Raw genomic sequence first — 9,222 nt, forward strand, 5'->3', positions numbered from 1 at the left:
AGCACCTCCGCGATTTCGTCGGCGCTGTCGAGCACACGCGTCTGCGCCTTGCCGTCAAGGCCGCGGATCTTGAAATCGCGGTTGAGCAGCGAGAGCCACTTGCCATCCTGCGGCCGTCCGGCAATCAGGAACTGGACGAAGATCGAGGAAGGATGCGTCGAGGTATACCAGCTCGCGACATCATAGTCGGTGCGGCGATGCGGCTCCATCGTGAACCGGTAGATCGGCACCCACTCGCCGCCTATCTTCGCCTGGAGTTCGAACCCGTCTTTATGGTCGAGCAGGCGGCGCGGCTCATGCGGCGTTTCCTGTTCGATGCCGGTTTCGAAGCGGATCGGCCCCGTCATGGTGAGGCCGCCGAAGCCGACATCGGCGAGGAACGGGCCTTCGGGCAGTTCAACCCGCATCAACATATGCGAACGGGCCGTGTCCACTTCCTCCGGCGACATCCACCGGACGCGCCCGATCAGCGTCGTCAGGTCAAAACTGAGCTGACGCAATACGGCCGCGAAGAGACCGTTGACCTCGAAGCAATAGCCGCCGCGCCCGTCCGTCACGAGCTTCTTCTGCAGCGAGGCATGATCGAGCAGGATCGGCCGCTTCGCCAGCACGTCGAGATTCTCGAAGGGAATCGAAACTGCGTGGGCGTAATGGATCGCCTTCAGCGTATCGAGCGTCGGCGCGCGCGAGCCGGAATAGCCGATCCGTTTGAAATAGGCGTCGAGGTCGATCGGCGTATCGCTGCTCATGGCAGGGCTCCGGAAAAAGACAGGATCACGCCCATATAGGAATGGCGCCTCCGATTGGAAGCGCCATTTTTGCAAATCGTTTCGAGCCAATCACTTCATTGTCGGAATGACGAAGGAGGAGGCTTCCTTGACGCCGCCTGTGGGCCAGCGCGACGTCACCGTCTTGATATGGGTCCAGAACTTCACGCCTTCGGTGCCGTGCTGGTTGGTGTCGCCGAAGGCGGAACGTTTCCAGCCGCCGAACGTATGATAGGCGAGCGGCACGGGGATCGGCACGTTGATGCCGACCATGCCGACCTGAACGTTGGAGGCAAAGGTGCGCGCCGCATCGCCGTCGCGCGTGTAGATCGCGACGCCATTGCCATATTGATGCCTGGTCGGCAGATCGGCGGCTTCCCCAAAACTCTTCGCGCGCACGACCTGCAACACGGGCCCGAAGATTTCGTCCTTGTAGCTCTGCATATCCGGCGTCACGCCGTCGAACAGCGAGCCGCCGAGGAAGAAGCCGTTCTCGTAGCCCTGCAGTTTGAAGCCGCGGCCGTCGACCAGAAGCTTCGCGCCTTCCTTGACGCCCATTTCGATATAGGAGCTGACCTTGTCCATATGAGCCTTGGTGACGAGGGGCCCGTAATCGCTGTCGGCGGCGGAGGAGATACCGACTTTCAGCGCCTGCACGCGCGGCACGAGCTTTTCGACGAGACGATCGGCGGTCTCTTCGCCGACCGGCACCGCAACGGAAATCGCCATGCAGCGCTCGCCGGCCGAACCGTAGCCCGCGCCGATCAGATCGTTCACGACCTGATCCATATCGGCGTCGGGCATGATGATCGCGTGGTTCTTCGCGCCGCCCATCGCCTGCACGCGCTTTCCATGCGCGGTGCCGGTGGCGTAAACATACTGCGCGATGTCGGAGGAGCCGACGAAGCTGACGGCCTGGATCGTCGGATCGGCGAGGATCGCGTCGACCGCTTCCTTGTCGCCATTGACGACATTGAGGACGCCCGCCGGCGCACCCGCTTCCATGAAAAGTTCGGCGAGCCGGATCGGTACGGAGGGGTCCTTCTCCGATGGCTTCACAATGAAGGTGTTGCCGCAGGCGATGGAGACGCCGAACATCCACATCGGGATCATGGCCGGAAAGTTGAAGGGCGTGATGCCGGCGCAGACGCCGAGCGGCTGACGCATCGAATACATGTCGATGCCGGGACCGGCGCCTTCCGTGAACTCGCCCTTCATCAGATGCGGAATGCCGCAGGCGAACTCGATGACTTCGAGGCCGCGCTGCACGTCGCCCTTCGAGTCCGCGATGACCTTGCCGTGTTCGGATGAAAGCAATTCGGCAAGCTCGTTCATGTTGGCTTCGAGCAGCCGCTTGAACTCGAACATGACGCGCGCGCGGCGCTGCGGATTGGTGGCGGCCCAATCGGGAAACGCCTTCGCCGCAACCTCCACCGCGGCGCGAAGCTCCGCGGCGCTCGCCAGCGGCGTTCGCGCCGTCACCTCGCCGGTATTGGGATTGGTTACATCGAGGAAGCGCCCGCTGGTGCCCTTGACGTGCGTGCCGCCGATGAAATGCGTCAGATCCTTCGCCATGAGCGTCTTGCCGCGAACCCGCTTCCACCGGCCCGCGCCTCCCTTTTTGTGGCTGTCGGGGTCTGTTTAGCGTGTGGTCCGACAGGGCGGCAAGGGCCGTCGGGGCCGATTCAGCGGCCAGCCGCCCGATTCGGAGGGTGGGAAGGCCGTGACCTGACGTCAACAGGGCAAAAGAATCCTCATAATCGGCCCTTTCCCTGTGGCCTTTCGGCCCAAATCATCACTAACATTGCGTCCGGGCGCCTGTCGAAACGGAGCGGGAGACACCGGGGGGCCCTTTTCAGGCTGCGGGGATTGAGCGGCCGGGGTGAAACAAATGGGCGAAACGACCGCCAAGAGGAAATGATCATGTCCAATTTCATGAAGACCGCCATTGCCGTCATCGTACTCGCTGTTGTGCTGGTGATCGGGTATCGGATGATGAACCCGGAAGACGCGACCGTCGGCGAGACCATCGACGGCATGATCGAAGACACCGGCGATGCCGCAAGCGACGCGATGGACAGCATGGGCGAAGCCGCCGACGACACGATGGACGCAACGGAAGAAGCGGCCGACGACGCGATGGACGCGACGGAGGAAGCCGCCGAAGACACCGGAGAGGCCGCCGACGAGGCGATGGACGACATGTCCGGTGACGCTGCAGGCGACGATGCCGGCGGCGCGATGGAAGAGGAAGCGCCGGTCGAATAAGACCTGCCGCTTTCGAAGGGACACGAACGATCCGGCCCGCGCCGTCCGCATGGGACAGGGCGGGCCGTTTCGCATTCGGGATTAGTCGCCGCTGCGTGCCGGCACGGGCGCCGTTTCGATGCCGCCAAACCACCGGCGGCGCAGCCAGAGTGCGACGCTGACCAGCGCGATCAGAACCGGCACTTCGACCAGCGGCCCGATGACGGTGGCAAAGGCGACCGGCGACGCGATACCGAATGCGGCAATGGCGACCGCGATCGCGAGTTCGAAATTGTTGCTGGCCGCCGTGAAGGAAAGCGAGACCGTGCGCGGATAATCGGCGCCGAGCAGCCGGCTCATCGCGAAGCTGACCAGAAACATGATGACGAAATAGAGCGCCAGCGGCACCGCGATCCTGAGCGCGTCGAAAGGCAGCGCCAGTACCGCTTCGCCCTTCAGCGCGAACATGACGGCGATGGTGAAAATGAGCGCAATCAACGTGATCGGAGCGATGCGCGGCAGGAAGCGGTTGTCATAGGCCGCCGCCCCGATGCGCGGACGCAGCCAGCGCCGCGTCAGCCAGCCGGCCCCGAAAGGAAGGCCAAGATAGAGCGCGACGGCGCCGGCGATCACCCAGAAGCTCACCGCAATCACCTGCCCCTCAAGCCCGAAAAGCGGCGGCAGCACGGCCAGGAAAAACCATGCATAAACACTGAAAAAGAGCAGCTGGAACAGGCTGTTGAAGGCAACGAGGGCGGCCACATATTCGTTGCTGCCGCGCGCAAGCTGGTTCCAGACGATGACCATGGCGATGCAGCGCGCCAGCCCGATGAGAATGAGGCCGGTCATATAAGCCGGCTCGTCGCTGAGGAAGAGGACGGCGAGGCCGAACATCAGGAACGGCCCGATCAGCCAGTTCTGCACCAGCGACAGCGCGAGAACCTTGCGGTCCTCGAAAATGCGCGGCAATTCCTCGTAACGCACCCGCGCCAGCGGCGGATACATCATCAGGATCAGGCCGATGGCGATCGGAATGTTGGTCGAACCGATGGAGAGCGCGTCGAGCGCGGCCGCCGCGCCCTCGAAAACCGAACCGATGGCGACACCCGCCGCCATCGCGGCGAAAATCCAGACGGTCAGGTACCGATCGAGAAAGCCGAGCTTTTGCGGCGCTTCTTCCGCCACCGCCATCATCCCGCCTCCACGGCGCCGCGGCCGAGATCGGCGAGCTTTTTCTTCAGGGCGAGCCTGTCGAGCGAGCGCAGCGGCAGGTTGGTGAAGATGTCGATACGCGTGCGAATCTGCCGGAAAACATCGAGAAAAAAGGCGTGTTTCTCGGCGTCGCTGCCCTCGAAGGCGGCGGGATCCGCGAAAGGCCAATGCGCCGTCATCGGCTGGCCGGGCCAGATCGGACAGACCTCGCCGGCCGCGTTGTCGCAGACGGTGAAGACGAAATCCATCTTCGGCGCGCCGGCAACGGCGAACTCGTCCCAGGATTTGGAGCGCAATCCCTCGGTACAGAGCTTTGCCGCTTTCAGAACGTCGAGGGCGAAGGGATTGACCGTGCCGCCCGGATGGCTGCCGGCGCTGTAGGCCTTGAAGGGCCGCCCCGGCAGCGAATTGAGATAGGCCTCCGCCATGATGCTGCGCGCCGAATTGCCGGTGCAGAGAAAGAGGACATTGTAGCTTTCGCCGGATTTTTCCGTTGCACCGCTCATAGGGTTTTCCTTTTCAGATCAGCAACATACGGAGACGGATTTGGTCTCCGGCGCGCAGGGCGCGAGCGTTCCGCAGGCGCCCTGGCAGCAATCGTCGAGCAGAAACCCGGTCAGCCCCAGCATCGCATCGAGATCGGCCTTGTAGACGATCGAGCGCCCCTCGCGCCGCGAGGTAACGAGACCGGCACGGGCAAGCTCCTTGAGATGAAAGGAGAGGGTCGCAGGCGGCACGGAGAGCGTCAGGGCGATGTCGCCCGCGGCCAACCCGCCCTCGCCCTCCACGGGCATATGGGCGCGCACCAGAGCACGGAAGATCGCCAGGCGGGTCTCCTGGGCAAGCGCGGCGAGCGCCGGTATGGCGGTTTCTATTTCCACAATTTTAAAAATATAAAACTATTTTGGCGGCGTCAAGAGACAGCGCGCGACAGCGAAAACCCCCCTCTGTCACGGAACTGTCAAAAAACTGTCACAAAAGTCCCTGCCGGTTCACCATCGAACCGCTCACTGTTCGCACCTGAGCGGATGGTCACGCTCGAGCAAAAACTTGTCCCCGTTTTCGGGGCGTCCCGGGCCGGCGCCGAGTGACTCGTTTTATCCCCGACCCCGGAAATAGAGCGCCGGGGAGAAGTTTTTTCAGATTCCGGACGCAAAAATTCGACGGAAAGGGGTCCGGACCCCATTTAAAGAACAGCGGACCCTCCACACCGTCCGTCGGAATTGGGCATATCCTGCCGGAAACCCCGCCTTTACGCGTCGGGGCCATGCTCGCAAGGAACCTCCGGCGTCAGCATCCCTCAAGATCTGATGCCGCGGCCCGTGCCGTCTATCCCCCCTTGACGGCGCGGGCCGGCTTCCTCGGGCGAAAACAATCCGTCAACGGACTATTTGCGCAAGGACGCCAGCCGCAAGCCTTCGAGCAGCGCGTCGATCTCGGCGGCGAAGGCGCGGCGCGCGGCCCGGGGCCGGGCGGCATCGCCAATCTCGCGCGCGGCTTCGCACAAGGCGCCAAGCAGCAGCAACGCCAGCGGCCGGAAAGGCCGCCGCGCGATAAAACCCGCAGCGGCCGAAGCTTCAAGCCCCGCGATCATCATGCCGAGCGCATAACGCGCATCGATTTCGTGCCAGAGTTCGGAGCCGAGGACCGCCGGCCCGTCCTGAAAGACGATGCGCTGGACATCGCGCCGGAGCGCTTCGGTGAGAAAGGCGTCGCACCCCGCCTTGAAGCCCGTCCAGGGATCGGCGGCGCGCGAGGCGAGGCCCACGCGCTGCGTCAGCTCTTCTTCCACGGTCTCGAAGACCTCGAGGAAGATCGCCTTCTTGTCCTTGTGGTGATGATAGAAGGCGCCTTTGGTGAGACCGGCCTGTGCCGCAATCTCGTCGATCGAGGTCGCCTCATAGCCCCGCGCGGTGAAAAGCGCCCGCGCCGCCTGCGAAAGCGCCGCCAGGGAGGAGGCCGTCCGTTCTTCCTGCCGCGCCATGACGCTCCATCGTGCCGCTTGAAAACATACCTCAAGTATGTTTTACATACTCCGGGTATGCAAATGACCCGCCCGCGCCGCAACAGGAGGACGCCATGCCGAGCCCGGAACGCGTTGCCGATTTCATCGCCCATGTGAAGGCCGACCGGTTTGTGGCGGCAATCGAGCGCTTCTATACCGAGGACGCGACGATGCAGGAAAACGCCGCCCCGCCCCGCGGCGGCCGCGACGCCCTTGTCGCGCATGAGCGCCAGGTGCTCGCCGCCGTGAAGTCGATCCATGCGAAAAAGGCCGATTGGCTCCTGATCGACGGCGACCGTGTTGTTATCAATTGGGTGTTCGAGATCACCGGGCCCGACGGCAAGACGCGCGTGATGGAGGAGATCGCCTGCCAGGACTGGCGGGACGACCGGATTTTCCGCGAGCGCTTTTTCTTCGATCCCGCCTCCATCGTCGAGCGCCCCGGCGGCGTTTGACCCAACCCGCGAAGGAAACAGCCCGATGACAACACCGACACAGGCCGAAAAGGCCGCAAGCTTTGCGAAACTGCACACGGCGGGCTGCTTCGCGCTGGCCAATGTCTGGGACATGCCGAGCGCGGCGCTGGTGGCCGAAGCCGGCGCGGCGGCGCTGGCGACCTCCTCGGCCGCTGTCGCTTTCGTGCATGGGCTGCCGGACGGCGAGAAAATTTCACGCGATCTCATGCTGGCGGTCGCGGGCAACATCGCCCGGCGGATGCCGCTGCCGGTGAGCGCCGATCTCGAAGCGGGCTACGGGCCGGCGCCGGAAGACGTCGCCGAAACGGTGCGGCTTGCGATCGAGGCGGGGCTCGTCGGCTGCAACATCGAGGACCGCGACCCGCGCACGGGCAAGCTCTTTGCCTTCGACGACGCGGTCGCCCGCATCCGCGCCGGGACGGAAGCCGCAAAGACGGCGGGCCTGCCCGACTTCACGCTCAATGCGCGCACCGACCCCTACCTCATCGGTTTCGGCACGGCGGAGGAAAATTTCGCGGAAGCCGTAAAGCGCGCCAATGCCTATCTTGGCGCCGGCGCGGGCGCGGCCTTCGTGCCGGGCCCGGCGGATGCAAAGACCATCGGTGCGCTCGTTGCCGCGATCGGCGGGCCGCTCAATGTGATGGCGCTGCCGAAGACGCCGCCGCTTGCCGAGCTTGCCCGCCTCGGTGTCCGCCGGTTGAGCCTCGGCTCGGGCCTGATGAACGCAACCTACGGCTATACGCGCCGCATGCTGGAAGAGCTGAAGGAAAAAGGCGAATTCGGCTTCATCGGCGAGGGCGTCTCGTTCATGGAGTTCATGCAGCTCCTCGGCAAATATCGCTGAGGTGATAGTCTCTCCCCGATGCACGGCAAGTGAAACGCGAGGGGAGAGCCATGATCGTCATTACCGGAACGGCGAAGATCGCCGATGAAAACCGCGCCGCTTTCAAGCCTGTCGCCGAACGTCAGGTGACGCTCTCGCGCGCCGAGCCCGGCAATGTTTCCTACAGCTATTACGAAGACCAGATGGCGCCGGGGCGCTTTTTCTTCTACGAGGAATGGAAGGACCGCGCCGCCGTCGACTTCCATTTCACACAAGCCTATTGTCTCGAATTCATCGAGGCGGCGCGCAAGCTCGCCGAAACGCCGCCGGAAATCTCGATCCGTGAAGTCATGGTGAAGGAAGGGTAAATCGTCCGCTGGCGGATCGCTCCCGCAATACATAATTCGTCATGGCCCGCGCAGGCGGGCCATCCACGTCTTCACTGCATCGAAAAGAAGAAAAGAAAGACGTGGATGACCCGGCCAAGCCGGGTCATGACGAGGTTGGTGGTTGGGAGACAGCCGCCGCGTTCACCTCGTATTCAGACCTTGGGGCATAGGATTTTCTCAAGACGGCGCCGGATGAACGCGCCGGAATTTCGGGTCCCAGGCCCCGGCTGCGTCGCGAGCGCCCCGGCATATCCTGGCCCTCCCAAAACCCGGCCCGCAACTCGCAGGGGCCGGGTTTTTCTTTTGCTGCAGCACTCAGACCGGATCGTGGCAAACGGCCTCGACATTGTAGCCGTCCGGATCGAGCACGAAGGCGCCGTAGTAGTTCTCGTGATATTCGGGCCGGAGCCCCGGCTTGCCATTGTCGCGCCCGCCCGCCGCCATCGCCGCCTTGTAGAAGGCATCGACCGTGGCGCGGTCGGCGGCGCGGAAGCAAACGTGAAGCTTCGGCGCGACATCGCCGCGACCGTCGATCCAGAAATCGGGCTTTGGCGCGATGCCGAAACCGCCGGCGCCGACACCGCCCGTATATTCGCGCGGCACCTCGAAGAGAAAGCCGTAACCGAGCGGCGCCAGGGCCTTTTCGTAGAACGCCTTCGATTTTTCGTAGTCGGAAACGCTGACACCGATATGATCGAGCATGATGGGCTCCTTCGTCGGGGAACGGGCGGACGCCGGCCCAATCTAGCGACGATATCCGAAAAGGAAAACAGATGGCCTTCAACCGCGCATGGCTCACCCTCGCCGCCGCACTTCTTCTTTCCGGCTGCTTCGTCTCGACGGCCGATCTGATCGCGCCCGCCGATGCCGACTATCCGGTCGCCGACGGCGCGCGCTTCACGCTTCACCGGCTGGACGAGACGGGCGCGCGCAGCGGCGAGAAGACGGATGAGATGCATGTCGCCCGCGCGGGCGGCCGCTACACGATGATGACGGGCGAGGATGGCAAGCTCTTCGCCGGATTGATGAAGGAGATCGGGCCGGACCTTTATGCGGTGCTGGCGCGCGAGGCGGACACGAAAGAGGCGGAGGGCGGTCTCTATGTGCTGCTCGAACGTGACGGCAACGACTGGAAACGCTGGAACATGGTGTGTCCGGATTTCGTTTCGCTGGCTGAAGAGAAAGGTGTCGCGTTGTCCGAATTCGGCGTGACGATCGAGAACAGCGATTGTGTGGTGGAAGATTTTGCGGGTCTGAAGAAGGCGCTGATGTTTGCGCATGAGTTCGGCAAGCCGGATGCGGT

General features: G+C 63.6%; 12 protein-coding genes. 5 read left to right on the top strand and 7 right to left on the bottom strand.

Annotated elements, in window-relative coordinates; all coding sequences use genetic code 11:
* The coding region (locus WEB61_RS05605) for an arylamine N-acetyltransferase (RefSeq protein WP_368063345.1) at positions 1 to 749 on the bottom strand (749 nt) is incomplete at its 3' end.
* A gap of 90 nt (positions 750 to 839) precedes the next feature.
* Positions 840 to 2,342, bottom strand: a complete 1,503-nt coding sequence (locus tag WEB61_RS05610) for a CoA-acylating methylmalonate-semialdehyde dehydrogenase (RefSeq protein WP_368063346.1) — start codon at positions 2,340 to 2,342, stop codon at positions 840 to 842.
* A gap of 348 nt (positions 2,343 to 2,690) precedes the next feature.
* Here WEB61_RS05610 and WEB61_RS05615 point away from each other — a divergent pair, with 348 nt between their 5' ends.
* On the top strand, positions 2,691 to 3,035 hold the full coding sequence (locus tag WEB61_RS05615; RefSeq protein WP_368063347.1) for a hypothetical protein: 345 nt from the start codon (positions 2,691 to 2,693) through the stop codon (positions 3,033 to 3,035).
* Positions 3,036 to 3,116: 81 nt separating this feature from the next.
* Here WEB61_RS05615 and arsB read toward each other — a convergent pair whose 3' ends face one another.
* From arsB to WEB61_RS05635, 4 genes are all read right to left on the bottom strand, one after another.
* On the bottom strand, positions 3,117 to 4,205 hold the full coding sequence (gene arsB, locus WEB61_RS05620) for an ACR3 family arsenite efflux transporter (RefSeq protein ID WP_368063380.1): 1,089 nt from the start codon (positions 4,203 to 4,205) through the stop codon (positions 3,117 to 3,119).
* Complete coding sequence (locus WEB61_RS05625) at positions 4,205 to 4,732, bottom strand: arsenate reductase ArsC (protein WP_368063348.1); 528 nt, start codon at positions 4,730 to 4,732, stop codon at positions 4,205 to 4,207. Before WEB61_RS05625 ends, arsB begins: the two co-directional genes overlap by 1 nt.
* A gap of 18 nt (positions 4,733 to 4,750) precedes the next feature.
* On the bottom strand, positions 4,751 to 5,107 hold the full coding sequence (locus WEB61_RS05630; RefSeq protein ID WP_368063349.1) for an ArsR/SmtB family transcription factor: 357 nt from the start codon (positions 5,105 to 5,107) through the stop codon (positions 4,751 to 4,753).
* A 506-nt stretch (positions 5,108 to 5,613) separates the two neighbouring features.
* Positions 5,614 to 6,210: a TetR/AcrR family transcriptional regulator gene (locus tag WEB61_RS05635; RefSeq protein WP_368063350.1), complete on the bottom strand. Its 597-nt coding sequence runs from the start codon at positions 6,208 to 6,210 to the stop codon at positions 5,614 to 5,616.
* 95 nt (positions 6,211 to 6,305) lie between these two features.
* Between WEB61_RS05635 and WEB61_RS05640 the strand changes: the two genes are divergently transcribed.
* Genes WEB61_RS05640 through WEB61_RS05650 form a run of 3 tightly spaced genes read left to right on the top strand, consistent with a single transcriptional unit; the run spans position 6,306 to position 7,898 of the window.
* A complete protein-coding gene (locus WEB61_RS05640) occupies positions 6,306 to 6,686 on the top strand; it encodes a nuclear transport factor 2 family protein (RefSeq protein ID WP_368063351.1) in 381 nt (126 codons plus the stop codon).
* 25 nt (positions 6,687 to 6,711) lie between these two features.
* Positions 6,712 to 7,551, top strand: coding sequence for an isocitrate lyase/phosphoenolpyruvate mutase family protein (locus WEB61_RS05645; RefSeq protein ID WP_368063352.1), 840 nt, complete (start codon positions 6,712 to 6,714; stop codon positions 7,549 to 7,551).
* A 50-nt stretch (positions 7,552 to 7,601) separates the two neighbouring features.
* On the top strand, positions 7,602 to 7,898 hold the full coding sequence (locus tag WEB61_RS05650) for a putative quinol monooxygenase (protein ID WP_368063353.1): 297 nt from the start codon (positions 7,602 to 7,604) through the stop codon (positions 7,896 to 7,898).
* Between the two features lie 336 nt (positions 7,899 to 8,234).
* On the opposite strand, the gene WEB61_RS05655 is transcribed toward WEB61_RS05650, so the two are convergent.
* Positions 8,235 to 8,621: a VOC family protein gene (locus WEB61_RS05655; RefSeq protein ID WP_368063354.1), complete on the bottom strand. Its 387-nt coding sequence runs from the start codon at positions 8,619 to 8,621 to the stop codon at positions 8,235 to 8,237.
* Positions 8,622 to 8,692: 71 nt separating this feature from the next.
* Between WEB61_RS05655 and WEB61_RS05660 the strand changes: the two genes are divergently transcribed.
* Positions 8,693 to 9,222: hypothetical protein (locus WEB61_RS05660; protein WP_368063355.1), on the top strand; the 530-nt coding region annotated here is incomplete at its 3' end.

Source organism: Parvibaculum sp., assembly GCF_040882025.1.
In the GTDB taxonomy this organism is placed as follows: domain Bacteria; phylum Pseudomonadota; class Alphaproteobacteria; order Parvibaculales; family Parvibaculaceae; genus Parvibaculum.

Excerpts from the sequence above, each read along its gene's own strand:
- WEB61_RS05645 (WP_368063352.1), top strand. The coding sequence starts at position 6,712 with ATGACAACACCGACACAGGCCGAAAAGGCCGCAAGCTTTGCGAAACTG.
- WEB61_RS05640 (WP_368063351.1), top strand. The coding sequence starts at position 6,306 with ATGCCGAGCCCGGAACGCGTTGCCGATTTCATCGCCCATGTGAAGGCC.
- WEB61_RS05635 (WP_368063350.1), bottom strand. The coding sequence starts at position 6,210 with ATGGCGCGGCAGGAAGAACGGACGGCCTCCTCCCTGGCGGCGCTTTCG.
- WEB61_RS05610 (WP_368063346.1), bottom strand. The coding sequence starts at position 2,342 with ATGGCGAAGGATCTGACGCATTTCATCGGCGGCACGCACGTCAAGGGC.
- arsB (WP_368063380.1), bottom strand. The coding sequence starts at position 4,205 with ATGGCGGTGGCGGAAGAAGCGCCGCAAAAGCTCGGCTTTCTCGATCGG.
- WEB61_RS05615 (WP_368063347.1), top strand. The coding sequence starts at position 2,691 with ATGTCCAATTTCATGAAGACCGCCATTGCCGTCATCGTACTCGCTGTT.
- WEB61_RS05650 (WP_368063353.1), top strand. The coding sequence starts at position 7,602 with ATGATCGTCATTACCGGAACGGCGAAGATCGCCGATGAAAACCGCGCC.
- WEB61_RS05625 (WP_368063348.1), bottom strand. The coding sequence starts at position 4,732 with ATGAGCGGTGCAACGGAAAAATCCGGCGAAAGCTACAATGTCCTCTTT.
- WEB61_RS05655 (WP_368063354.1), bottom strand. The coding sequence starts at position 8,621 with ATGCTCGATCATATCGGTGTCAGCGTTTCCGACTACGAAAAATCGAAG.